The sequence below is a fragment of the Methanomassiliicoccus luminyensis B10 genome (genome assembly GCF_000308215.1).
Classification (GTDB): Archaea; Thermoplasmatota; Thermoplasmata; order Methanomassiliicoccales; family Methanomassiliicoccaceae; genus Methanomassiliicoccus; species Methanomassiliicoccus luminyensis.
The window spans coordinates 538,401-564,068 of the sequence record NZ_CAJE01000012.1; the positions used below are offsets into that span (position 1 = coordinate 538,401).

Genomic DNA, 25,668 nt, shown 5'->3' on the forward strand with positions numbered 1-25,668 from the left:
AAAGGCTGGCCAGGACATGCTGACAGAATATGAGCTGCCCGGAACGGGGACTCATTCATCCAAGTAGCGAGGATATGTTAGAAGACCAGCCTCGACGGCATCGATTCCCATGGGGCCACATAACTTCTTCCTGAACATGATAGCCTCCGCGCACCCCAATAAGCGAAGGGACCGTTACGGCGGCGACCTGAAAGGGAGGCTGACCCTGGCCAGATATAATGCAAAGCTAAAAAAATTCGGTTTCGATGAGACTCTTATCGAATCGCTGACATCTTTGTAATATATAAATAACAACAATAAGGTTCTGGATTATGGATTTCGATAGGAAGATATACTTTGGAGATTACAGGTGTACGAATCTCAAGAAGTTGGCAGCATACATCGAGGAGCTGAACGAAACAATCGAGCCGTTGTTCGATGCGCACCCTTTATTTAAGGGAGAGTACGCACTCGATTACTACGAATATTTGAGTAGATGTGAGTTGAACAGCGAACCTATCGAACCCAAAAAGGTGTTCGAGTACATCGCTCCACTATACTCGAATCTTCCAGATTGGCGCAATCCGGGAACCATGATTAATGTTATCCCAGCCGTTAATCTAGTTTCAGCGGCCACATCTAGTGTCACTCAGATGTTCAATCCGAATTTTGCTCAGGACACGTATTCCGGAAACCTCACACTTGCCGAACTCGAGTCTGTCAAGTATCTTTCGCAGATAATCGGATGGGACTGGGAGAAGAGTTGCGGTGTGTTCACTTTCGGAGGCACGGGAACTAACATGTACGCCACGAAGCTTGCATTATGTAACGCCGATGCAGAGTCTGGAAAGTACGGGGCAGTCAAGGGAAGGTACTTCACGCTTACCAGCAAGAATGGTCATCCAACTCATTACCAGATCTGTGACTGGCTTGGGATCGGGAGCGACAGCTGCATCGAGATTGAATGCAATCCCGACGGAAGGATTAATGTTTCCGAAGTGAAAAGGGTCATCCGCGAGAACATCGAGGTTGGGAGGACATTTCTCGGCTACAATATGACTGGCGGAAGTACCAACGAGCTTATCGTGGATCCGATTAAGGAGATCTATGACCTCAATGACGAGATAGTGAAAGATTACGACCTGCCGTACAAGCCCATGATCCATGTGGATTCGGTGTTGGGTTGGATATTCTTGTTTTTCAGATATTACGACTTCGAAAAGAATCCTAATGATTATCCAGATGATGTCTTGAAACGGATTAAGTCCATGTACGACCATGTTTTCGAGTTTAAATATGCCGATACATTGGGCGTTGATTTCCATAAGACTGGTTTCTGCCCATATATCACCAGTGCGTTTGTGGTGAAGGACCGGTCCAAATTCTTTAATCTCAACCCGTCCACTTCGATCGATTTAAAGGATATGAAGTATGGGGATTACAATCCATTCTACACATCGTTGGAGTACTCCAGAACGGGTGTCGGACCTATGGCTGCACTTACGTGTCTAAAGTCGCTAGGCACCAATTCATTCTGTAAATTGGTGGGCGATCTTGTTTTGGCGACACACATTTTCAGGAAGAGATTGAAGGACAACCCGCATGTGTTCATGCTCAGTGATGGGTCGGAAGGATTTGCTACACTGTTCCTTCTCGTTCCACCTAGGTACGGAAAACTGACATATAGTACGGTCTTTAGTCTTACTGATGGGCAGACCAAGGAAATCAAGGATTACAATACCAGGTATGGGAAGTTCGTCCTTCGCGAATGTATAGAAAGAAAAACTAATTTCTTATTCACATCTTCCAGAAGCTATACGTTGCCTGGGACTGATATAAAGATAGGCGCCATCAAGGCATATCCATTTTCGATATTCCTTACAGAAGAGAATGCCGAGGTATTGGCCAAAGAGGTTGGTGAAAGCATCCAGAGATTTACAGACCAAGATGGCGATCAGGCATGCACTAGAGACGAGTATTTTGTGGACATGACAACTGCGGGCAAGAAGTGAATAATGTGAAGAACGATGCTTTGATGAATAATTTGTCCGAAGAGATACAGCGCCTGAAAGATTACTTGTTGAACGATTTGTTTTCATTGAAAATCACGTGTATCACTGCATTCGGCAACTGTGTCCGTAACGCGACCACAGTGCCGAATTATTCGGACGTGGACATCGTAGCTTATTCGGATATGGTGAGCTATGAGAACATAGACCTGATACTGAGGACGATTTACGGATCATACAAAGATTTCTGTGATAAACCGCCGAGGTTTATCACAGACTCCATAGCTCCTCGCATAGAATGGTTTATGCGGATTAATGATGTCAAATTTGATCTCAATCTCATGCCCACCTATCTCCCCGGATATGAAAGGATGATGGTCGATCCAGTCCATGATACGGTCGATATAATTATTGGAGCGATGTATCTGAATGCAATAACGCTCCATGGGGAGATACCATTCAGGCAGCTCGTCGAATCGGAGATGATTCCATTTTATAATGATGAGCTGAGGCTTAACAGGATGAAGATACTGGGGGGGAGGATTGATGAACAATTGAGCATAATCGAAGGCATTCAGGACGGTGATGGCGAGAATGTGTTGTATTACACATTCAAAACCCAGGCATATGTGACAAAATGGATTTTCATCGCTTGTCGTAAGTACCCTCTCGATGCCCAAAGGCATCTCGGAACGCAGCTCGCAGGACTGGAATGTATGTCTTCGGAGGAGATTGAGAGCATTATGTTGAAGAACGGTGAGAATATAAAGGCGATTGTTTGGAATTTCATCAAAGGAACGAGAGAAGTCATGATTAGGTTAGGCAGACCCTCAGAGGTCGAAGAATGATTGTAGAGCATGAATATGACGGAAAAAAGGTATTCATACTAGCTTGTTCCAGTTGCAATGTTGTTTGCAAACATTGCTACATCAATTTTAAAGGTGATATGGGCCTAGAGAAACTTGTAACGACCATATACGCTCTCAAAGATAGATATGTGCTCAATATCACTGGAGCGGAACTGCTGATTGATTCTGAATACGTTCGGAGAATAACTGAATCCAATCAGAAAGGGTTTATGACTAACGGTCTCGCTCTTTATAAGAACGTCAATCTGTTGGATAAACTCTTAGAATGGGGCGTGAAATACGTGGCCCTTTCATACCACCATATGGTTCAGGAAGAGTATTCACCCATTCCAAAATACAAGGTGGAATGGGTGATTAAGGAATTGATAACAAGAAGAATAGACGTGAGCCTTATGTCCACAGTGACGAAGGTAAACTATGACAAGATTGACGATGCCTGCAGAATCGCAGAATCGCTCGGGGCCAAAAGGATACATTTCACCAATTTCACGGCGCAGGGCAATGCTCGTAAGATATCTGACATGTGGAAACTGAATGATAAGGAGATTCAGGTATTTTTTGAGAGATATCGCGAATGTGTGGAGAACTATCCAAATCTCATTGTGGAGAAGTGTTGCAGTTTCGGTAAAGATGTTAACGAGCCCTGTGCACAAGTATGTGCTGCTGGAAAGGACAAGGTCGCGATCACTCCTGATGGAAACGTATATCCCTGTTTCTTCCTTGCCGAAAAAGGAAATGAGATCGGGCGTTTCGATAATGGCATTATAACCATCTTCCGTGAGATCGACTGGGATGGGACAGATTGTCTTTCGAAGCGTGTTCTCAACTACAACGGGGCGCTAAATTATAAATGAATGTTGTCTGAGCGGTTTCATGCGCCCGTTTCACATGGATGAGAATCCTTCTTGACGCAATTGGTAGCGATGGGATATCAGGATACGACTCACCAGTCACGGGGTCCAAGGTGGCGCGATATTTGCCTGATTTAATCCGAGATATTATATGGCAATAGATGGTGATGCCTCTTAGCAAACCTTTTTTCATTATCTATCATTCTGGAGTTAGGGAATGAGAAGAATCGCTATCTATGGCAAGGGCGGCATAGGGAAGTCTACGACAGCATCCAATATTTCCTCGGCATTATCTGAAGTTGGATTGAAAGTGATGCAGATTGGGTGTGACCCCAAAGCTGATTCAACCCGAATATTGACGCATGGAAAAATACCGACGGTACTCGATGCTCTCTACAGCAAAGGTCATCCTGAACTGAAAGACATAATATTCGAAGGAGACAATGGAATCCTTTGTGTGGAATGCGGTGGGCCGCGTCCTGGAGAAGGATGCGCTGGCAGGGGGATAATCGCCGCGTTCGAGAAGATCGAGGAGCTTAAAGCTGTTGAGGCATACAAACCAGACGTAATATTGTACGATGTCCTCGGTGATGTGGTCTGTGGCGGCTTTGTCATGCCGATACGTAATGGGTATGCAAAGGATGTGTTTGTGATATCCTCGGGCGAGATGATGTCGCTTTATGCTGCATCAAATATAATCAGTGCCGTCAATACCATGTCGTACATGGGCTATGCCAAATTCGGAGGCATCATTCAGAATTCACGCGGCATCGTGAATGAGGATGCGATTGTGAATAAGGTTGCCGTGGAGATGGGGGCCGATGTAATCTATAGGCTCCCTAGGAGTCCAGTGGTCCAATCCTGCGAGAATGCTGATAATTCTGTCGTTTTTGGTGCACCGCAATCATACATGGCTTCGGCATACAGAGAATTATCTAAAGTTATCTTGAAACGCACCGAAGATATTGCTGGAAAAATGAAACTTTGTATTCAATAATGTCCGATGGTAAGATGGTTCCCGTGGAAGACAGAAACCCCAGGATATATGCAAAATGTGCGATTGCAATGCCGTTCTTGGCTAGTAGACACACACAAGCTTTGGAGCTGTGCATGAAGTCGATTCTGAGATACGGTCCCGAATCCATGGACATATTCATATCTGTGGATGCTAAAGGGTCTGTATCTGACATATTTCCGAAGGAAAGAATCCAGTCCATCAGCGATAGGATAAATATCATCCCTCTTGATGATAAAAATTACAAGCAGGCGTTGCTAAATTACATGGCATCGCTGGATTATGACTACACATATGTAATCCATAGTGATGTTTTCTTTACGGGAAATAAGGCCTTAAATAAGCTTTTGAAAGCATTGGTAGATAAGTCGGATGCTGTGTTGAGTTACTATGATGTTCCGTTATGCATACATGAAAGTACCTATCATATGAGCGGGGAGTCCAAACGTAAATACGTGTTGTCTCCGCGCGTCAGTACATGGATTATGTGTTTCAATGTTGGAAATTACAGAAAGATAAAGAAGAAATACGGTATGAAGATTGATTTTGTCCGTGTATGGATGAATCTTAATGACGATTACTTCGAAGAATACAATCAGTGGATGAGGAGCCAGAAAGAATTTGATTTGATATATAGCTCCTTTCCGTTCGATGAGTATATGGTGGATATCGGCGGACTCATTAAATACCAGATAGACACGGGGAACGTAAATGGAGTGTCCGTTGGTTCGGAGTCTAATCCGGATTTCAACTCCATGAATCTGAACAAAAGGTCCGACGAGTATGTCCATATTGAACAATTTGATCCATCGCGTTACAATGATAGATTGTATTCCAAGGGTTTGTTAGATACGAGGGCCAATCAGATAAAAGATTACATGAAGAGAAACTACCCGGAGTGAGTTAATGTACTGCGAGCCATTCAAATCATGTTACTTATTCGGTTCGCTTAGAATCGTGTCGAATTTCAAGAATTGTGTTTATCTGATCAATGGACCTTCAGGATGTGCCTTTTTCTGTAGGAACTCTGTTTTGTTGCTCAATGGATACACACATATGCCTTATTCAGTGAATCTGCCAAGGATATTTACCACCAATCTGACTGATAAGGATGTGGTGTTCGGTTCCACAGATAGATTGGAAGAGGATGTGCTGGAGATCGATGTCAAATACAATCCAGATGCCATATTTATTTTCAATTGTTGTGTTTCTGAGATTATCGGCATGTATATTGAAGATTTGGAGAAGAAACTAGAAAAAATAACGAAGGCTAAGATTATTGCTGTTCCAAGCGCCGGCTTTAAAGGGGATCATAAGATAGGCATGAAGGTTGCGAATAAAAAAATCTTCGAAAAGGTCGTTAAGCGCCCCACTATGAAGGTTCCGTATTCGGTCAATATACTTGGCGATGCGGATAGATTTGGGCACACGACGAAAGAACTCAGGTCATTCCTAGATGAAAACAACATCAGCATCATCACCAGTATCCCCGGAGATGTGGATATGAAAAGTGTCTCGGAATCATCCGAGGCGTCCTTGAATATCATCGTTTGCGGTACTGCGGGATATGGTATGGCCAAACTTTACTTAGAGGAATATGGCGTCCCGTTCGTGGGAGGTCAATCGTCGGTATTCGGAATTAATCACACGTTCGAACTTTACAAAGCAATACTCGACCACTTCGGTAAGTCCTTGGATGACCTGGAACAAAGAAGACAGACTGCATTTGATAACATCAGAAGATTCAGAACAGAATTGTCAGATAAGAAAGCATTCATCATCGCGGGTGCACGCAGATCCTTTGGATATGCCGCTCTTTTGAAAGAGCTTGGGATGTCGGTGGAATACATATTCACGGAATCTAATGATTGTGTTCTGAGGGAAGAAGATGCCCTGAGAATGATATCTAAACAAATAATATATGATGAATGGGATGAAGAGTTACGTAACCGTATAAGAATGAAAAGGCCGGATCTGGTTCTCTCCACGCTGCCGGAGTTGATCATTCCTGAAAAATACGTCTCCAGGACACTAGATGATTTTGCTGGATTCTCCGGTGCAGAGAGATTTGCCCAGTATATCTACGATACGATAATATTGCAAAAAATGGAAGAAGTAGTATTCATCCGGGCCAAGGATGACAATCTCTGACTAGCATCGTTCAATTCAGAGGAGGTCTTGAAGAGAATTGATGCATGTGCATCCTGTCAATTCTTTGCAAAAGATTCCACTCAGGCGATTTATAATGACGCAATCAATGTTCGCATACGCTGATGCCATAACGTCTTCTTGCTCATTTCCTACATAAACAGTACGCTTTGCATTATACGTCTCATATAGTCCCATGCATTTTAAAATTGGAGAGGGGTCGGGTTTGTGAATCTCAGTGTCTTCGAATCCGATTATGTGGTCAACGTATTGAATCATGTTATCTCGTCTCAATAATTCTTCGACCTTCCATCTTTTTTTACCTGTGACTATGGAAACGTTCTTGCCCAACGATTTTAGGGATTTCAGAACCATTAACGAATCGGGGAAAGGCACGGATTTCAGATATGAATCACAGACGACTTCGTTGAAAATTTTCATGTATGTTTCAGTCTCTGTCCCTCCCAGCCCGTAATATCCGCATATATACTCTGGGGATTTTCCAATGAACTCCGGCACCATATCCTCAGAAAGATAGATATTCATACCGTCAAGCGCCAATCTCAGAACGTGGTACACATCCATGATTTTATCATACAAAGTGTAATCGAAATCGAACAGATATGTATCGTACTTCTGCATAAGAGTTATACTCCTTATATCCAAAAATATATTTGGCGCATAGATGCGACCTAAGTTGAACTTCGAATTATTGAAATCCAATCTATTGACCATAGCATCCATAACAGGTATAGATTCGTTTGTCGTTCGCGGCAAGTATAGCATTTATCTCCTGTCCCAGGATGTTGCAGATGGTATGATAGATATCATTGTGAAACCACATATCTTCAATTATTGTGTGGAATCGCTCCCACGCAATGATATCGGTTGTTTTCGGTATCAGATGTGCTTTAGAGGTCGCAGATATGATGCAGTTCAAATAAAGATCCCATGTGCGATTGTACGGTTGATCGCCATGGATGATGATACGGACTATTGTCTAATAAATTATGATGTGTGTTCAATAAAGTATCCTTCGATGGAAATCGAAAACGTATGCGAGTTGAAAGAAGAGTGTCATATACTACCGGGCGATATCTGTCCTCTTCCTGGAAGTCCGTTTGAAATCATTCGAAGAATCATCGGGTCTGCTTTTATATCCGACACAGAGGAATCTGAAGACAACATAGTACGTTGCATCGAATCCGTTTTACAGATGGCATCGTTTCGTAAGATATGTGACGAATATTTTGATTTGATAGCTCCGCTGAACTGTTTGGAAATGATATGTAGCTGTAGATACTTGGGAGACTGTTCGATGCGCGATCTGTTGATCCACATCATTCGTAAGATCATTCCAAAAGCTGACATATCGTTTGTGTCGGACTATATAGATAATATGAAATCGGAACGCACAATTGGTGCTATTCCGAGCCCGGATTTTGAAGATACAGATTTCTTATTCATACTAGATCGCATGTATGAAATATTTAAGAAGGGCAATGTGGATTGCTATGAGAATCTTTGTTTAAGATTCGCCCACATATCCGGCATCGATTCCAAATCCGAAATCCGCTCTGTGGGAATTGGACATTCTGACGACCTCAAATTCGAAGTAGTGAACGGAAATGAACACTCCTTTGTGCGAGTATGTACGGGCGTATCTGAGAAGAGACTCGAATGCATCAAAGAGCTGTCTTCTAGAAATGGTGAAGGGAAGCTGACGGATGTTATTCGTATCAAAAATCTAGACGTATTGGTTTTTGAATGGATCGACGGAAGGTCTGTTCGCGATGTGATGAATGGAACAACAAATCGCGAGCATTTTTACTGGGGTTATAGATCAGGAATTAAACTGAAGAAACTACACGAAATCCCATTATTCGCTAAACCTGATGTTAGTAATTTCGTGAAAAGTCTGAATGATTTGCTCGACCGCTGCAGGTATTTTTCAGAAGCTATTCCAGGCTATGATAGAATAGTGTCTCGTATACACCAGTACTTACCCAAAATAACAGAAGCTGATTTTGCTATTTGTCACGGAGATTACAATGTTGACAACATACTTGTCTCCAATCAGGAGTTAATGGTGATAGATTTCGAATATTCCCGGATTGGAAGTGTATATGAAGATGTGGACACCTTGATGCTATTTGATGGATACGATCCTTACTTCTCTGCAGGTATGATCTATGGATATTGTGGCGGATTCGGAGATCAAAGCTTTTGGAGAAATTTATCATTCTATCACAATGTTTACCTGTTGAATTATTACTGTAGGACATTCGTATATAATTACGGCAACATGGCATTATTACATCGAGTCGATGAATATAATTACAAATATTGCGAGGATGGGCAAGGAGTCCCGGGGTGGTTCGTCAAAATCCTCGATGAAATGGCATTGCTATGATTGAGGAGCAGTCATAGCAATGCCATTCGGGTTTGTAATACTGTTCTATCATTATTCAGGCAGATATGCCCGATCGGATATGCCAGGGCCAGTTATGCAATTCGCTAAAGGCAACTGGGAATCATCTTTAACATGCCATCAAATTCATATACACTGAAGAAAAGGAGAGTTAGCGACCCGTGGACGTATGCTAAGGGACAGAGTCCCTGCCTAGCAGAATCACATACTTGGGATCGCGGATGGCTTGAGCCCTCACTCCACGCCCCTCACTCTGAGGGCGTCGTGGAGCAGGGAGTTCCCGTCGCACCGGAAGCAGTGATTGTCCGTACCGGGCGGCACTCCGGCCGACTTCACTATGTCAGCCGCTTCGAGCATCGTCTCGACATACCACTCGCTCGACGGGGCCCGATGGCCTTCCAGCTTCGAGCCGGGGTTGGGCGCCCACACGAACGGCAGGACGTTCGCGCCGATGGAGGACAATTCCCTTATTCCTTCCAGGAAGGTCTTCTTCGGCTCCAGTCCCGCTACGAATACGGCCCATGCGTTGCCCTCGCCGAAGATGTCCACGGCGTGCTTGACCGACTGCACGAACTCGTCGTGGCTGACGCTCTTGGACTTCCCGGGGCACACGGCCTTGTACATCTTCTCGTCCCAGATCTCAAGGCTGAAGCCTATGCCGTTGATGCCCGAATCATAATACTTCTGGAGGTCCTCCTTCCTCTTGGCCGGGGAAGGAAGGATAGTTCCGGGCACGCGCTCGCGCCCGATGTGCTCGGCGATGGAGCCGACAATACGGGAAACAAGTTCGATCTCCTTCTGGGAGTTCAGGCACCCTCCCGTCATCATGATGTGCTTCGTCTCTCCCTCCCTGAACGCCTCGGCGGCCACCTCCCCGATGTCCTGGGGGCTCTTCTTCCGCATGACCGAGTCGTAGGTGTCCGAGGTGGACACCAGATTGCAGAACAGACATTGTTCGTCCCTGGCGAAGTGGCTGCAGTAGTTCTGGTAACAGAAGAACAGGCAGTCCGCCCCGCCGAGCTGCCCGATCCTCACCATGTCATGGCCGGACGAGGTCTTCTTGCTATAGAACTCCGGCTGGGGGAGCCATTTTACCGTGCACAGGTCCTCCTTCCCATTGCTCAACACGAGCTTCCCGTCCCTGAGGTCTATGAGATAGGGAGAGCGGCGGTTCTTCCGGAACTGTACGATGGTGCCGTCGGGGAGCTCGAAATCATCCGGGACCGCCAAGTCCACGTGGTTCTCGAAGTCCCAACCGAACAGGCCGTGGTTCTGGGCCTTGTACGATGTACCCACTCCCTGCAGGGCCGCGGGGGTGGCCTCCAGGCCCACGGTGAGAAGCTCCGCCTTGATCTCCAAATACTTCGTGCCGCTATTCTCGAACAGGTCGGTGTTGCTGTGACCCAGGTAATCGGTGTTGCTCATGAGATATCACCTTAGATTGCATGGTGAGAGACTGAATGGCCGGAGCGCCCGGTCCATTCACAATCGTTAATGCACATGGGAATGATGTTGCTTTCGGATTTGCGGGCCGATGCGGCGGCCGCGCGCGAACATAAAGAATTGATGGGGGGTTTGGGGCCGGGAGGCTCAGTGCTGCTCCTCCCTGACCGTTCTCCAGTCCTTGCCCGAGGCCACCTTCTCAGCGATCCTCACCGCGTCGATGGGGGACTTGCCGTACACGGCGTTGTCGAACGTCTCCACGAAGGTCTTGGAGACGGCGGAACCACCTGCGGCCAGGGGGACATCGAGCTTCCCATCCTTGATCATCTCCGCGATCTGCTTCAGGCTTCCCTTGGTGGTGCTCATCAGGGTGGAACCGTTGACCAGGATCAGCTTGCCGGACCTGATGGTGTCGATGACCCTCTCCGCCGGGACGTCCCTGCCCAGGTCCAGGACCTCGAAGCCGTTGGCCCGCAGGATGGCCGCCACGATGTTCTTGCCGATGTCGTGCAGGTCACCTTCGACCACGAAGGTGGCAACGGTCCCCTTCTTGGGGACATCGCCGAGCTTTTCCTGGGCGAGCCTGATGCCCTCGAGCATGGTGTTGCTGGAGATCAGTATCTCCGGGACGTAGGCCTTCCCCAGGTCGTACAGCTCGCACTGCGCCTGGATGCCGGGCATCAGGGCATTGGACACCAGGTCCACGGGGTCCGCCCCCTGCGCGATGAGGGCCGCGGTCCGCTCCTTGACCTTGGGCTTGTTGCCGGCGATGACGGCGTCGGCGATCTCGGCGTACGAGGGGTTCTCCGGCCTGTACCGGGCGCGGATGTCCTCGGGAGTGTCGGTCTTCAACCCCTTGGCGTTGACGTCGAAGCCCAGCTCGGTGAGCAGGCCTTCGTTGACCAGATGATCGTACCGCGCGGGGTCCTTTTCCCTCACTTCGAATATCTTCTCTATGAGCAGGTCCAAATGCAGCACCATGTTCACGCACCTCCCAGGGTCTCGGCCTTGATGCGCTTGGCCTTGGCCGCACCGATGGCGCGGATGGCGTCCTCCACGTTGTCCTGGGGATCGGGTATCGGCGTCTCCTTGGCCGCCCGGACGTACGCCTTGATGTTATCCAGCGAGGTGCCGTAGGAGACGTCGCAGCCGGAGCCGACGATGTCGACCCCTTGCTGGATGCATTCCACGGTGCGGGCGTACACCTGCTCCGGGGTGCCGTTAGGCATCAGGTCGATGACGTCCAAGCTGCCGAGCAGGGACACCTTGTTGCCGAGAATCTTGCGAGCATACCACACCGGGGTCTTGACGTCGAAGGAGAAGGCATCGAAGCCCGCTTCCCTGATGTACGGCAGCAGGGGCTTGGTGTTGCCGCAGATGTGCAGGACCTTTGGGGCGCTGATGCTGGATGCCAGCTTCTTGTGGTACGGGAGCACGAACTCCCTGTACGTTTCGCCGGAGATCAGGTCGCCGGACGCGGACGGGTCAGCGGGGAAGAGGATGTGAGCCCCGTAAGCGGTCTGCAGCCTGCCGTATTCGATGCAGAAGTCGGTGGCGGCGGAGATGAACTTATGCGCTTTCTCCGGGTCCGTCACTGTCCACAGGACCAGGTTCTCTACGCCGGCGATGTGGCCGGCCACGGTGAACGGGGCCGTTAGCACGGGAATTATGGGAAGGTTTCCGTCGTAGCGCTTCCTCAATATGTCGATGGCGCCGAGGACGTGGGGTATCCTGTCGGCGTTCTCCAGGTCAGTAGGCCAGGTGACGTCTTTGGGATCAGTATAGGCCGGACCCGTCACCGGCGGCCGGTCGGGCTTGTTCCAATCCAGCTTGCAGCCCAGGACCTCCGCTTCCAGCGAAATATCGAATTGAGGCCTGGCGGCCTCGACGCCGCATACCTCGTGCGGCGCGGCGGCCAGATCTGCCATCAGCTTCGCGTCGTAGTGCGCCTTGGGCCATGACGCCTTCACGATGTTCATCAGCTCATTGGTCGTTTGCGCCAGCGGATTGGCTGGCGGAGTATAGTCCACTCGGCCTCCTAGCACGGCTGCCAATGCTCTCCTCGTCGGGGTCAGATCAATCCTTGCCATTCTGGATCACCATACAACAGATCGCAATAGTTCACGATAGTTAACTGTCCTGGAAGAGGAGTGAACCGCTATTTATTGGAAAATGCGGGGAATATTCAAAAGTGAATAATTCGATCGTAGATACCGCGGGCCTCTGGCTGACCTGGTCGCCTGACATCCAGCTTCAGATGCGAGCGGGGTGCGGACAAAATATTAATTCAAGACTGTATAGCACGGGGTGTCAATGGGCCCCGTCGCCGCAATTCTCGGAGCGATGCGTTTCTCGGTCGGCTCACTGCTCACCGCCATCTCCTTTCCGCTGTAGGACCGGAAGGTGGACGTGAACGGCCTGTACGGCGTACGCATCTCCAAGAGCTTCAAGCCGGAGGAGAGCGGAGTTACTCCCTCGGCGCCCACTTTGGCAAGAGATCATCTGGTGGGCCGCAGGCATGATATTGTTCTCCCCAATGAGCGTATTCTCCCATATCAGGGCAGCTGCACGTTCCTCATATTCTTCTCCTTCGCGCCCCCCCGCTGTTCATTGCCCCTGGTAGCGCGGACGCTGCTATACGCCCAGAAGCTGGATCGAGCGCGATATGACGCATCGGGCGGATCGTTCGGAATATCGGGGCGTGCCGAACCCCCAGAGCGGCAACAAGTCATATAATCAAAAGGCGTTACTGCCGCCCCGTCGGCGCTCCGGCATCCGATGACGTAGTGGCGTTGACATAGGAGACCGCCGAATGAACGCACAGAGAATAGCCGAGCAGTTCATCGCACTGAGAGCCAAACGTCCCCTGGTCCACCACATCACCAACTACGTGACCGTGAACGACTGCGCCAACATCACCTTGAGCATCGGGGGCGCTCCGGTGATGGCCGAAGCGCATCAGGAGGTCGCGGAGATGGTCTCCATGGCCGGGGCGCTGGTGCTCAACATCGGCACCCTGAGGTCGGAGCAGGTCGAGGCCATGGTCCTGGCCGGCCGCCGCGCCAACGAGATCGGTGTCCCCATCGTCCTCGACCCCGTGGGGGCCGGTGCCACGAGATACCGCACCGAGACGGCCAGGAAGCTGCTCGATGAGCTTGACATCACCGTGCTCAAAGGCAACGCCGGGGAGATCGGCGTGCTCGCCGGCACCGGCGGCGTGGTCAAGGGGGTCGACTCCCACGGCATGAGCGGCGATCCCGTCAGCGTGTGCAGGGACCTCGCAGAGAGGGAGAAGCTTATCGTGGCCATGAGCGGCGCCACCGACATCGTCTCCGACGGCACGACCACCTACCTGGTCGATAACGGGCATGAGATGATGGGGAGGATATCCGGCACCGGGTGCATGGCCACCTCCATCGTGGGAGCGTTCATCGCCTCCTCTGACGACAAGCTGCTCGGCTCGGCCGGGGCGCTGTCGGCGTTCGGCATCGCCGGGGAGAACGCGGCGCGGAACGCCAGGGGGCCGTACGCGGTCAAGACGGCATTGTTCGACGAGGTCGCCTCCCTCACCCCCGAGGTGATGGCGCAGCGCGCCAAGGTCCGGTCGGCATGAGCGCGAGATACGATCTCTACGTAATAACGGACGAGGGGCTGTCCCGTGGCCTCACCCACATCGAGCTCGCTCGAAGGGCCGTCGAAGGAGGCGCGGACGTCATCCAGCTCCGAGACAAGAAGATGAGCGGAGGGGACCTGTTCCTCGCCGCTTCCGAGATGCGGGACATCTGCAGAAAGGCCGGGGCGCTGTTCATCGTGAACGACCGATTGGACATCGCTCTCGCCTCCGGCGCCGACGGCGTGCATCTGGGACAGAACGACCTGCCAGTGGGAGCGGCCCGGCGCATCGTGCCGGAAGGCTTCATCATCGGCGTCTCCGTTTCCTCGGCGGAACAGGCCGTCATCGCTGAAAGGAACGGGGCGGACTACGTGGGCTTCGGCCCGGTGTTCCCGACCAGCTCCAAGGCCGACGCGGGAGAGGAGCGCGGGTTCGCCGAGCTCGCGAGGGTACGCCGCAGCGTGCGGGTCCCGGTGGTGGCGATAGGAGGGATCAACGAGGGGAACGCCGCGGAAGTGGTCCGCGCCGGCGCCGACGGGATCTCAGTAATTTCGGCGGTGGTTAGCCAAGAGGATGTCTCTGCCGCGGCCGCGAGGCTCAAGGCGCTGATAGCAAAGGTCAAGGCGGGCCCGCTCACGGGACCACAGCAACTGAGTTCTACCCCCTAGATGATACGGTCACGGGACGATAGATGATACTGGTAGGCGTGGGTTGCGGTCCGGACCTGATAACAGTGCAGGCGGCGAAGATCATTTTCAACGCCAAGAGAGTGGCCGGCTCCTCCAAAGCCCTCGCCCTGGTCGAGGAGTATATCCAGGAGGACTGCAGGGTCTTCGTGATCGAGGGCAGCTTCAGGCTCGATGAGTATCCTGATGACACGGTCATCCTCTCCACCGGCGATCCCATGCTGGTGGGCTACGAGCCCAAGGACGGGGACGTGATACCGGGCATATCGTCCCTCCAGGTGGCCTTCGCCCGCCTGGTGATACCCATCGAGACGGTGAGCGTGGTGCCGGCTGTCGGCAAGAGCTTTCACGGCGGCTCGATCGAGAGCATACTGGAAGAAGCGAAGAGAGGCAGGAACGTGTTCGTGCTCGCGGACCCCCAGTTCAACGTTCCCGGTCTCGCCAAGAGGCTCAAGGATAGATCCATAAAATGCAAGATCGCGGTGTGCGAGAACCTCGGGTACGAGGATGAGAGGATCGCCGTGGGGACGCCGTCGAAGCCGCCCAAAGCGGGATCTAAGCTGTTCTCGCTGGTGGTCGGCAACTGGTGACCGGCCCGGCCTCGCACCGGCCACGTCTTTTCTAAATTATCCAACCAGCCAGAAAAAACCTTATCCCTCCATGGTGGTCCCGGTCAGGATGTACAAGCAGTGCCCTTCCTGCCAGGCCACCGTTCCCGCCACGTCCAAGTTCTGCCCGGCCTGCGGGACCTTGGTGAACGCCCAGGCCCCGCCCGACCCCGTAGCTGCGGTCAAGGAGTCGGCGGACACTCGGTCCATGCTGTGCGCCATGTTCGGAGGGATGCTGCTGTTCTTCAGCTTCGGGTTCCTGCTCCCGGGCGTGCTGGCCGAGCCAGGGTTCCTCATAGTGTCAGGAATCCTGGCCCTGGCGGGGACCATCCTGATCCTCATGTGGTACGCCATCAGGAAGCGGTCCCGCGTGAAGATCGAGGAGCTGAAGATATCGATGCGCGTGCAGTGCGAATATTGCAACGGCTCCAACCCCAAGGAGGCGCACAAGTGCGCCTTCTGCGGCGCGCCGCTGTGGTGAGAAGAAGAGCACGAGTTCGTTCCTTTCCTGCTCATTGTTCCGGCCGTCCTTCACAGGAGCGTGTACTCCCCGGACTTCTGCACGCGGAGGGAGCCGTTGGACGGGTCGAAGTGCACAGTACGGCCTTTCGAACCCCCCACGTCCTCGGCTATCAGGAGTATTCTCTCCTCCTCCAAGGTCCTCCGGGCCGTCTGGCAGTTCCTAAGGCCGATGTTCAGGAAATCGGACGATGCGAACGAGAACATCTGCGCGCCTCCCGCCATCTTGGCCCGGAGCGCCGAGCGGCTGGCGCCCATCTCCACCAGGTCGTCTGCCATCAGCATGATGGCGGAGTCGACGTATTTGGACGCCTTGGTCTTGTCCCTGCCGTCAGCGTAGCGGGGCAGCATGGCGTGGATGAGCCCGCCGATCCCCCGATCGAGGTCGAATATGGCCACTCCCACGCATGACCCTAGGCCGATGCACATGAGCCGCCGCGGCGCCGTCACCACACTGTACTCACCCACGCCCACCACATGCTCGTCGCCTATGCGGTGGACGCTGGGGATGCCCGCGCATCGGGACGGTGACGTCCTGAAGGGATACCGACCCCCCGAAGTCCCGCTGACACTTTGATCGTGCACCGGGCTCACATCACCCTAAATTTCTCCATCAGTGCGGCCTGGGAGCCGCGATCAGGCATATACAGCATGAACCCTAGACAGGACTCATGGCCGTACACGAACCGGGTCTTGATGACGACAGAGCAGTCGGACTCCGCCTCCGCCAGGGCGGCGGGGTACTGCAGGATGGCGCGGAGCATGTCCACCGCCACACCCGGCGGCGAGGGCAGCAGGGTGGTCCCCAGGAACTTGGCCACCGCGCTCAGGTAGGCGGACGCGCAGATGTTCCCAATCTCGCAGATGGCGTCCCGGTCCATGTCATCCAGCGCGCGCGACTCCTGGTGCTCCCGGCCCAGCACCATGTCGGCCAGCTCGGTGGCCATGTGCTGGTCCAGTATCAGCATGATCTCCCCCTTTCCCGTCCCGTACGCTTCGAGCAGCACCGCCACCACGATCTCTTGGGCGTCGCCGAAGGCCGAGGGAAGATCCTGGGCCTTGCACATGAAGCATTCCGAGACCTCCACCAGGATGTCCTTCCCCACCAGCGTCGATAATGCAGATGACGCGTGGGCAGCCCCGATGCTGCCCATCTCCCTCAACCCGTCCATTTTCATGTCGTCCAATCCTCCCGTGATATGAATGTCTATCATGCGTTCCCCACCGTCTTTCGTAAGCTGCCGCTCATATGAACGCCCCGACGTCCAATATCATGGCGACCTTTCCGTCGCCAAGTATGGTGGCACCGGAGAAATACCCGGTCCGCCGGAGGTCCTTGCCCACGTTCTTGACCACAATCTCCTGCTGCCCGATGAGGCGGGACACCAGGAGGCAGGCGCGGCTGTCGTTCTTCTCTACTATGATCGCGGGAGCGTCCCCAGCAGAAAGCATGGTCTCCGCTCCCCCGAACTCCTCGTTCACGTCCAGGACCGGCAGCACCTCGTCGCGCAGCTTGAACACCGCCTGCGAGGCGACCTCGTGCACGGCGTCCCGGGGCACCCGGACCGTCTCCCTCACGTTCTCCAGAGGGATAGCGTACTTCTCCGCGTTGACCTCCACCAGCATGGCCCGTATTATGGACATGCTGGGAGGGAGCCGGAGAGTGATCTTGGACCCCTTCCCGAGGACGGTGTCGAGGCGGACCACCCCGCCGAGGCTCTCGATCTTGGTCTTCACCACGTCCATTCCCACGCCCCTGCCGGAGATGTCGGTGATCTTCTCCGCAGTGCTGAGGCCGGGAAGGAACACCAGCTGGAGCTTGGCGCGGTCGTCCATCTTCTCAGCGTCCTCCTCGGAGATCAGGCCCTTCGATACCGCCTTTGCCGCGATCTTCCCCGCATCCATCCCCCTGCCGTCGTCCTCCACGGTGATGACTATGCTGCTCTGCTCCTGATAGGCGGAAAGCACCACCGTTCCCTGGGGCCTCTTGCCGGCGGCCGTGCGCGCTTCCTTGGGCTCGATGCCATGGTCCACGGCGTTCCTCAACAGATGCACCAGGGAATCGCCGATCTCGTCCAGGAGCCCCCGGTCGATCTCGATGTCGTTCCCCTTCATGGTGAACTCAATTTCCTTCCCATGGTCCTGGGCGATGTCTCTGACGATGCGGGGGAACCTCTTGAATATGAAGTCCACCGGGACCATGCGCGTCCTCAGCACGATGTCCTGAAGCTCCCCCACGAGGCGGGAGTTGTTCTTCAGCGCCTGCTTCAGCTCGCGGTGCTTGATGTCATTGGAGATCTGGTTGATCCGGATGTTGCTGATCATGGTCTCGCCGACCAGGTCCAGCAGCTGGTCCAGCAGCTTGGTCCTCACCCGGATGGTGGCCACGGCGGGTACTATCGGGGAGCATTTCTCGTCCTCCTTGGTCTCCCTCTTTGGCGCCTCTTTTGCCGACGCGCTAGGAGGTGCTTCCGGCGCCCCTCTGAACGGGCAGGCCGCGGCGTCCTTGATCCCAGTTACTCCTCGGGCCGCTGCGGCGAGGTCATCCCCCGCCCGGTCGGTGGCGACCAGCAGGGTGAGCTGGGGCGCGGCGTCGGGGAGGCCTTCCACGACCGGCGCGGAAGCCACCACCACGCCCAGCTTGGACATCTCCCGCACCACCTGATAGGCCCGGCCCTCGCGCAACTTCAGGCCCGGTTCGAACGTAGCCCTGATCTCCCAGGGGCGCTTCCCCTCGGCCTTCAGCTCCTCCAGCCGGGAGAGGTGCTCGGGTGACGGCTTCAGCTCCGCCGAAGAGTCAACGCGCTCCGGGGCGGCCGGAGCGGCCTGGTCCCGCAGGATGGCCATCTTGGCGATGAGGTCCCTGGCCATCACCGAGGTCGTGCCGGTCCGCTCCAGGTCGTCCAGCATCTTCTCGATGCGGTCGGCCCCGGCGAACAGCAGCTGCAACATTGCTTTCTCGGGCGCCTCCTTGCTCTTGCGCAGGATGTCGAAAAGGTCCTCCATGACGTGGGCCAGCTCGCTGATCGGCTCGATGCCGATGACCCCCGCGGTGCCCTTGATGGTGTGGACGACCCTGAAGGCCTCGTCCATCCGCGCCTCGTCGAACCCCTTTTCCTCCAGTGACAGGAGTACGCTGTTGACCACCTGGAGGTTCTCCTTGGCCTCTTCGATGAACACGTCCAGGTACTTTGATGGTTCCATGCTCACATCCCCGCGCTGAGCATGACGATGATGCTCTTTGCGATGTCCTGCAGCGGGACCACCTTGTCGGCGGCCCCCAGCTCCACCACGGCCTTGGGCATACCATAGACGGTGCAGGTATCCTCGTCCTGCACCACGGTCTTCCCGCCGTTCATCTTTATGTGGCGCATCCCCTCGGCCCCGTCTGAGCCCATGCCAGTAAGGATCACCCCTACCGCCCGGGGCCCGTAGATGGGGGCCACGCTCATCATGAGGACGTCCACCGCCGGGCGGACGTAGTTGACCTTGGGGCCGTCGTCGAGCATGATCTTGTTGTCGGCCACGGTCATATGGCGGTTGCCGGGGGCCAGATACACCATGCCCTTCCTTATGTCCTCCCCGTCCTCGGCCTCCTTGACCTCCAGCGAGGTCGACCAGCTCAGCCTTTCAGCGAAGGAGTGGGTGAAGCCTTCCGGCATGTGCTGTACCACCAGGACCGCCGCCGGCAGGCTCCCGGGCAGCCGGGACAGCACCTCGGGGAGGGCCTTGGGCCCGCCTGTAGACGCCCCGATGACCACCAGCCAGTCCCCGCTCAGGGTGGGCACCGCCACCGGCTCGATGCCGAATGCGGGGGAACGGCGGGGGGAGACTTTGGCGTCGGCCGCGGCCTTGACCTTCTCCAGCACCTCCCTGCGGACGTGCTCAAGGTCCAGGGACAGAGAGCCGGAGGTCTTGGATATGAAGTCCACCGCGCCCAGGTCCATGGCCTTGAAGGTGATGTTAGCCTGCCTCTTGTCCATGGAGCTGAGCATCACCACCGGGAGAGGGCATTCTGCCATGATGTGCTGCAGCGAGGTCAGGCCGTCCATGACCGGCATCTCTATGTCCATGGTGACCAGGTCCGGACCCAGCTCCCTCACCATCTCGATGGCCTCGGCGCCGTTCTTGGCCGTCCCCACTACCTCCAGCTCTTCATCGGAGGACAGCAGGTCCGTGATTATCCGGCGCATCACCGCTGAGTCGTCGACCACCAGCACCTTTCGCTTCACCATTTCATCTCGCCGTCTTGCGGGCCGCTTCCAGCAGGTCCTTGTTCTCGAACGGCTTTACCAGGAACTCCCTGGCCCCGTTGTCCATGGCCTGCATCACCAGGCTCTTCTGGTTCAGGCCGCTTACCACCACGATGCGGGCGTCCTTATCCAGCTCCACGAGCCTCTTGACGACATCGGTCCCGTGCTCCCCGGGCATGATTATGTCCATGGTGACCAGGTCCGGCCTGAGCTGCTGGTACTGCTCCAAGGCCTCCTTTCCGTTCTTGGCCTGGCCGACGACCTCGAAGCCGTCCTTGGTCAGGACATCCTTGATCATAGCCCGCATTACCATGGAATCGTCCACGATGAGTACCCTCTTCTGACTGCTCATTTCGAAACCTCCGTTATCCTGTGCTGATAGCCTTCTGCTCCCTCTCGTTCTGCATGATCTTCATCAGCTCATCCTCCCCCATGATGCGGTCCATGTCCAGCATCATGATCAGCTTAGTGGGAAGGGTGCATATCCCGTTGAGGCCGTTCACCCCGACCGCCGTGATGAGGTTCTTGGGCGGTTCGGTGATGCTCTGTTTGGGCACCCGCATGACGTCCTCGACCGCGTCCACGATGAGGCCGAGCTGGTTGCCCCCGATCTCGGCGACGATGATGCGGGACTGGGCGCTCCTCAGCTGCCCGTCCTCGGGAGCTATGTTGAACCTCTTCCGGAGATCGACCACCGTGGTGATCTGCCCCCTCAAGTTCATGACCCCCTCGATGAAGTCGGGCATCCGGGGTATCCTGGTGATGTCCTGGACCTTGCCGATCTCGCGGACCTGGGCCACCTTCACCCCGAAGGTCTCCTTGCCCAGGCGAAAGGACACTATCTGCTCCGCCTCCCCGGTTATCTCCACCTTTTCCCGTCTCCGTCGCATTCCATCACCTCATTCGCTGGTGTCTATCCCTCTCTTGGCCAGTGCCTCCCTGACCTTGACGGGGACCTTGGCGGCCTCTTTGACGGGGGGCTTCTTCTCCTGCTTCTTCTGGTAGACCACCCGGGGAGGCTCCTCTTCCTCCTCCGGCTCGTCCTCGTCGACCTTGAACTGGGCGGCGATCCTCTTCAGGTTGATGGCCATCTCGCTGAGCGATTGCGCCCTGGCGGTCATGTCCTCCATCGAGGCGGTCAGCTCTTCCGTGGACGATGCCGACTCCTCGGCCGCCGAGGCGGTCTCCTCGGCGATAGAGGCTATGCCGTCCACCGACTTGGCGGCCTTCTGGGTACCCTCCTTCTGCGCCTCCATCAACGTGGCGATGGTGGTCATCTCCGACGACGACTGGGCGACGCTCGACGAGATCTCCTGGAAGGCCTTCCCGGTCTGGTCCACGATCTTCATGCCCTCGGCCGCCTCCTTGGTGCCGCGGCCCATGGCCTCTACCGCCTTGGAGGTTTCCTGCTGCACTTCCTTGATCATCTTGGCGATGCGTTCCGCGGCCTCGCGGGAATCCTCGGCCAGGTTCTTGACCTCCTCGGCCACTACCGCGAACCCTCTTCCCTGGTCCCCGGCGCGGGCGGCCTCGATGGCCGCGTTCAGCGCCAGCAAGTTGGTTTGATCGGATATATTGGTGATTACGTCGACGATCTGCCCGATCTCCTCGGACCTCTTGCCGAGGACCGCGATGACCTTGGCGGACTCCTCCACCACCTTCTGGATCTCCTGCATCTTGTTGACGGTGCTCTCCACGGCGGCCTGTCCCTTCTCGGCGGCCTCCGCGCCCTTCTTGGCGGACTGGGTGGCGAATTGGGTCCGGTCGACCACCTGAATGACCGCGGTGGACATCTCCGCCATGGCCTTGGCCGTTTCGTCCACCTGGGCGGACTGGCTCTGCGCGCCCTTGCTGATCTGCTGGATGGCCGCGGACACCTGCTCGGTGGAGGCGTTCATCTCTTCAGCGGACGAGGCCAGCTCCTGCGAGGTGGAGGACACCATGTCCACGGAGTGATTGACCTCCTTAACCAGCGAGGTGAGGCTCTCCCCGATCTTGTCGAGGCTGTCGGCGAAGGTAGTGAAATCGCCTTGGGTCTCCACCTCCAGGCGGGCGGTGAGGTCACCGTTGGCGAAGGAGTCGGCCACCCTCATGGCGTCCTCCAGCGGCCGTATCACCGCGTCCATGGTATCGTTGACGCCCTTCACGATGGTCTGGTAGTCTCCTTTGTGCACCGAGATGTCGGTCCTGGTGGAAAGCTGGCCGGCGATGGCCGCCTTGCTCAGCATCTCGGTGTCCCTTACCAGCGCGTCGATGGCATCGATGCACTGGTTGAGGTTTACTTTAATAGTGTTGAAGTCCCCGTTGTACTCCTTGGTGATCTTGCTGGGGATGTTGCCCTTGGAAATCCTGTCCACGTACGCCGCGGCTACCTTCAGGGGGGTTATGAGCGCATCCAGGGTATCATTGACGCCCTCGATGACCTTCTGGTACTCCCCCTGATGCTTGCTCGCGTCGGCGCGCGAGGAGAGCTTTCCCTGCACCGCCGACTTGGACAGGGTGTTGACGTCGTCCACCAGAGTGGATATGGCGTTCCTGGCCTGGCCCATGTTGTCCATTATCTTAACGAAGTTGTCGTGGATCTCCTGGGTGTACTGGTCGGGGTTGGCCACGTTGAGGTCCATGACGAGGTTGCCGCAGGCCAGGTTCTGGAGGTTCAGCGCCATCCTCTCCACCTCGGCGGCCTGGTACTTGCGCTGGCGGATGGCCTTGGTGATGTCCTGCAGCACCTCGCAGTGGCCGATGGATTCGCCCTTGGCGTTCTTGATATATGTCGCGTCCACCTGGAGGGCCTTGCCGTCACGGTCCGAGACCGTCCTTCCGGTCCCTTCCCTAAGCCGCACTATGCCGCAGTTCTTGGTGCGGCAGATGGGGCCGTTCCAGTTGTGGCAGGGCTTTCCGGCCATTTCCCCCTTCTTGACCTTGAGCATGTCCAGGGAGGCCTGGTTCAGGTAGGTGATGTTCATGTCCATGTCCGTGACGGACAGGGGGAACGGCACCGAGTCCAGTATCTGCTCGTACCAGAACATCTTGTCCACGACCGTGCCGAGGGTCTCGTTGACACCTTCCACCACCTTGCGGTATTCCCCGTGATGGTTGGTGGCATCGACCCTCTGGGTGAAGTTGCCCTTGTTGGCCGCCTCCGACAGGCCGTTGACGTCGTGCACCAGTCCCCTGATGGAGTCGATGCAGATGTTGAGATTGTTCTTGATAAGGTTCATGTCCCCCTTGAAGTCGTCCTCGACCTTCTGCGACAGGTCGCCCTGGGCCACTTTCTCGATGTGCTCCGCGGTGATCAGCATGGGACTGGTGACCGCGTCCAGGGTCTCGTTGAACCCCGAGATTATGGATCGGTAATTGCCGTCGAAGCGGGATGGGTCGGCCCGGGCCTTGAGGTTCCCGGCCAAGGTCTCGTCCACCAGGCGGTGCACCTCCGAGGTTATCTCCGTCTCCTTGGCAATATCAAGGATGAACTCCACCGCGCCGACGATATTGCCCTGCTTATCCTTGAGCGGCCCCACCATCCCGCGGATGGGGGTGTCCCCGCTGGGCAGGTGGGCGATGGCGTCCCCCACGAAGGAGCGGTCCTCGGCCATGGCGCGCCTGGTCGCGCAGTTACCGCCCTTGCAGTGATCGGTGCGCATGAACTCGTGGCAGGGCTTGCCCTTTACCTCATCCTGGGTCCGGCCGGTCATCTCCAGGGCCGAGGCGTTCATGAACATTACCCGGAGGTCCTTGTCCATCGCCAGAACGGGAGTGGGAAGGCTGTTGAGGTAGTTTAGGTGGTCATCGTCGCCCTCATAGCGGACGTTGACGAATCCCATGGACCCGGAGGCCTTGCCGGTCTTATCCTTGAGGGGCTTGGCGCTCACGGTGCAGATGACCGTCTCGTCGTCGTTGTTGGTGAACTTGATGTTCTCGGCATACACGCTCCGCCCGGCGCCGATGGCCTCGAACACCGGGCAGCCCTTCTTGCCGATGGCCCCATTGAAGACGTCGCGGACCCTCAGGCCCACGGCCTCGTGGACGGGGATGCCGGTGAGCGCCTCGGCGGCCTCGTTGAACATGGTGATCTTCCAGTGAGAATCGGCCGCGTAGGCGGCGATGGGCATAGTGGCTATCAACTCTTCGACAGCGGTCTTTTCCTTCTCCGCTTGCATAATTCAACCCCATTCGGCCAGTTACCAGATTTTGGCCATAAATATCAATTTAGAAAAATTCTTTAGTATATATGTATTAAGAACCCAATATCGATAATGATTACAATCTTTTTATTTATGTCCTCGTCCTATGTCTGCTTCCGACATATTTATCCCTGTTCATCAATAGACAAGTTTTATAATCGCAGTTTCTCGATGGAGCGCGGATGCCCAGCAAGAAGACCGCCGACCCGGAGTTCATCGCCCTGAAGAAGGAGGTTTACAGGAAGACCTCCCTCGATTGCGAGCAGTTCAAGGACTCCTATCTTCGGCGGAGGTTCGCGGCCCGCATGCGCTCCCGGGGGGTGCAGCAGTACGCTGACTACATCGCCCTGCTGGGCTCCGACCCCGCCGAGGCGGGGGAGCTTATGAGGGACATCACCATCAACGTGACCCAGTTCTTCCGGGACGCCCCCGTGTTCAAGGCATTGGAAGAAGAGGTCGTCCCGCTCCTGATCTACCGGAAGGTGAAGGAGGGAAGGCCTATCATCAAGGTGTGGAGCGCCGGCTGCTCGAGCGGCGAGGAGCCCTATTCCGTAGCCATCATCCTGCGCGACCTCCTGGGAGAGGAGTATGATAAATTCTCCGTATCCATCGTGGCGACGGACATAGATAGGGAGTGCCTGATGTCTGGCCAGGAAGGGATCTATCTCCCACGTCAGCTGATGAACGTGGCCCCGGAGCACTTGAGGAAATATTTCGTGCAGGAGGGGGAGAGGCACCGGGTGGTCCCGGAGATAAGGGACATGGTGGACTTCCTGGAGCTTGACCTGTTCTCGGGGACGGCCGGCACCAACTTCGACCTCATCCTGTGCCGGAACGTGGCCATCTACTTCACCAAGGAGATGCAGGAAAGACTGTACATGAAGTTCGTCCGGGCCCTGGGCGAGGGGGGTTACTTCGTGATGGGCAACACCGAGAACCTGGTGGGGGACGCTTCCAGGATGCTGACCACGGTAAGGACCAGGGAGCGGATCTATCAGAAAGCGGCTAGGGAGCGGCGATAGCCCCCTAACGTTCGTTCCAGGTGCATGTACGAATCGCA

General features: G+C 54.9%; 23 protein-coding genes. 12 read left to right on the plus strand and 11 right to left on the minus strand.

Annotated elements, in window-relative coordinates; translation table 11 throughout:
• Positions 1 to 311 precede the first annotated feature (311 nt).
• From WYS_RS05625 to WYS_RS05650, 6 genes are all read left to right on the plus strand, one after another.
• Positions 312 to 1,991, plus strand: coding sequence for a pyridoxal-dependent decarboxylase (locus WYS_RS05625; RefSeq protein WP_019177189.1), 1,680 nt, complete (start codon positions 312 to 314; stop codon positions 1,989 to 1,991).
• Positions 1,988 to 2,836, plus strand: a complete 849-nt coding sequence (locus WYS_RS05630; protein WP_019177190.1) for a hypothetical protein — start codon at positions 1,988 to 1,990, stop codon at positions 2,834 to 2,836. Before WYS_RS05625 ends, WYS_RS05630 begins: the two co-directional genes overlap by 4 nt.
• Positions 2,833 to 3,711: a radical SAM protein gene (locus WYS_RS05635; RefSeq protein ID WP_147654454.1), complete on the plus strand. Its 879-nt coding sequence runs from the start codon at positions 2,833 to 2,835 to the stop codon at positions 3,709 to 3,711. The genes WYS_RS05630 and WYS_RS05635 overlap by 4 nt, the downstream gene beginning before the upstream one ends.
• A 214-nt stretch (positions 3,712 to 3,925) precedes the next feature.
• Positions 3,926 to 4,705 (plus strand): AAA family ATPase, encoded by a 780-nt coding sequence (locus tag WYS_RS05640; RefSeq protein WP_026068847.1) that lies wholly within the window; start codon positions 3,926 to 3,928, stop codon positions 4,703 to 4,705.
• The gene (locus WYS_RS05645) at positions 4,705 to 5,625 is read left to right on the plus strand and encodes a hypothetical protein (protein WP_019177193.1); all 921 of its coding nucleotides are present in this window, start codon (positions 4,705 to 4,707) and stop codon (positions 5,623 to 5,625) included. Before WYS_RS05640 ends, WYS_RS05645 begins: the two co-directional genes overlap by 1 nt.
• 4 nt (positions 5,626 to 5,629) lie before the next feature.
• Positions 5,630 to 6,874, plus strand: a complete 1,245-nt coding sequence (locus tag WYS_RS05650) for a nitrogenase component 1 (RefSeq protein WP_081579851.1) — start codon at positions 5,630 to 5,632, stop codon at positions 6,872 to 6,874.
• A 15-nt stretch (positions 6,875 to 6,889) separates the two neighbouring features.
• Here the strand turns inward: WYS_RS05650 and WYS_RS05655 are convergent, their stop codons facing one another.
• Entirely contained in the window at positions 6,890 to 7,513 is a 624-nt protein-coding gene (locus WYS_RS05655; RefSeq protein WP_026068848.1) for an HAD hydrolase-like protein, read from the minus strand.
• A 676-nt stretch (positions 7,514 to 8,189) separates the two neighbouring features.
• On the opposite strand from WYS_RS05655, the gene WYS_RS16230 reads away from it, so the two are divergent.
• The gene (locus tag WYS_RS16230) at positions 8,190 to 9,284 is read left to right on the plus strand and encodes a phosphotransferase family protein (RefSeq protein ID WP_019177196.1); all 1,095 of its coding nucleotides are present in this window, start codon (positions 8,190 to 8,192) and stop codon (positions 9,282 to 9,284) included.
• Between the two features lie 252 nt (positions 9,285 to 9,536).
• Here WYS_RS16230 and WYS_RS05665 read toward each other — a convergent pair whose 3' ends face one another.
• From WYS_RS05665 to WYS_RS05675, 3 genes are all read right to left on the minus strand, one after another.
• A complete protein-coding gene (locus WYS_RS05665; RefSeq protein ID WP_019177197.1) occupies positions 9,537 to 10,727 on the minus strand; it encodes a radical SAM protein in 1,191 nt (396 codons plus the stop codon).
• 165 nt (positions 10,728 to 10,892) lie between these two features.
• Positions 10,893 to 11,726 (minus strand): methylthiol--CoM methyltransferase, encoded by an 834-nt coding sequence (locus tag WYS_RS05670; RefSeq protein ID WP_026068850.1) that lies wholly within the window; start codon positions 11,724 to 11,726, stop codon positions 10,893 to 10,895.
• A 2-nt stretch (positions 11,727 to 11,728) separates the two neighbouring features.
• Positions 11,729 to 12,835, minus strand: a complete 1,107-nt coding sequence (locus WYS_RS05675; protein ID WP_049796255.1) for an MtaA/CmuA family methyltransferase — start codon at positions 12,833 to 12,835, stop codon at positions 11,729 to 11,731.
• A 722-nt stretch (positions 12,836 to 13,557) separates the two neighbouring features.
• Between WYS_RS05675 and thiM the strand changes: the two genes are divergently transcribed.
• From thiM to WYS_RS05700, 4 genes are all read left to right on the plus strand, one after another.
• Positions 13,558 to 14,358, plus strand: a complete 801-nt coding sequence (gene thiM / locus WYS_RS05685) for a hydroxyethylthiazole kinase (RefSeq protein ID WP_019177201.1) — start codon at positions 13,558 to 13,560, stop codon at positions 14,356 to 14,358.
• Positions 14,355 to 15,026 (plus strand): thiamine phosphate synthase, encoded by a 672-nt coding sequence (gene thiE, locus WYS_RS05690; protein ID WP_019177202.1) that lies wholly within the window; start codon positions 14,355 to 14,357, stop codon positions 15,024 to 15,026. The genes thiM and thiE overlap by 4 nt, the downstream gene beginning before the upstream one ends.
• A gap of 23 nt (positions 15,027 to 15,049) precedes the next feature.
• Entirely contained in the window at positions 15,050 to 15,634 is a 585-nt protein-coding gene (locus tag WYS_RS05695; RefSeq protein WP_019177203.1) for a cobalt-precorrin-7 (C(5))-methyltransferase, read from the plus strand.
• Positions 15,635 to 15,704: 70 nt separating this feature from the next.
• A complete protein-coding gene (locus WYS_RS05700; RefSeq protein ID WP_019177204.1) occupies positions 15,705 to 16,133 on the plus strand; it encodes a zinc-ribbon domain-containing protein in 429 nt (142 codons plus the stop codon).
• 50 nt (positions 16,134 to 16,183) lie between these two features.
• On the opposite strand, the gene WYS_RS05705 is transcribed toward WYS_RS05700, so the two are convergent.
• The 7 genes from WYS_RS05705 to WYS_RS05735 are packed head-to-tail and all read right to left on the minus strand — an operon-like array spanning position 16,184 to position 24,584.
• Positions 16,184 to 16,756, minus strand: a complete 573-nt coding sequence (locus WYS_RS05705; protein WP_201798853.1) for a chemotaxis protein CheD — start codon at positions 16,754 to 16,756, stop codon at positions 16,184 to 16,186.
• A gap of 5 nt (positions 16,757 to 16,761) precedes the next feature.
• The gene (locus WYS_RS05710) at positions 16,762 to 17,385 is read right to left on the minus strand and encodes a chemotaxis protein CheC (RefSeq protein ID WP_019177206.1); all 624 of its coding nucleotides are present in this window, start codon (positions 17,383 to 17,385) and stop codon (positions 16,762 to 16,764) included.
• A 31-nt stretch (positions 17,386 to 17,416) separates the two neighbouring features.
• Positions 17,417 to 19,375 carry a chemotaxis protein CheA gene (locus WYS_RS05715; protein WP_049796257.1) on the minus strand — a complete coding sequence of 653 codons (1,959 nt, stop codon included), beginning with the start codon at positions 19,373 to 19,375 and terminating at the stop codon, positions 17,417 to 17,419.
• A 2-nt stretch (positions 19,376 to 19,377) separates the two neighbouring features.
• Positions 19,378 to 20,406, minus strand: coding sequence for a protein-glutamate methylesterase/protein-glutamine glutaminase (locus tag WYS_RS05720; protein WP_019177208.1), 1,029 nt, complete (start codon positions 20,404 to 20,406; stop codon positions 19,378 to 19,380).
• A 1-nt stretch (position 20,407) separates the two neighbouring features.
• Entirely contained in the window at positions 20,408 to 20,776 is a 369-nt protein-coding gene (locus WYS_RS05725; protein WP_019177209.1) for a response regulator, read from the minus strand.
• A gap of 13 nt (positions 20,777 to 20,789) precedes the next feature.
• Positions 20,790 to 21,314 carry a chemotaxis protein CheW gene (locus WYS_RS05730; protein WP_049796258.1) on the minus strand — a complete coding sequence of 175 codons (525 nt, stop codon included), beginning with the start codon at positions 21,312 to 21,314 and terminating at the stop codon, positions 20,790 to 20,792.
• A gap of 9 nt (positions 21,315 to 21,323) precedes the next feature.
• A complete protein-coding gene (locus tag WYS_RS05735; RefSeq protein ID WP_019177211.1) occupies positions 21,324 to 24,584 on the minus strand; it encodes a methyl-accepting chemotaxis protein in 3,261 nt (1,086 codons plus the stop codon).
• Between the two features lie 206 nt (positions 24,585 to 24,790).
• Here WYS_RS05735 and WYS_RS05740 point away from each other — a divergent pair, with 206 nt between their 5' ends.
• Positions 24,791 to 25,630 carry a CheR family methyltransferase gene (locus WYS_RS05740; RefSeq protein WP_019177212.1) on the plus strand — a complete coding sequence of 280 codons (840 nt, stop codon included), beginning with the start codon at positions 24,791 to 24,793 and terminating at the stop codon, positions 25,628 to 25,630.
• Positions 25,631 to 25,668 lie beyond the last annotated feature (38 nt).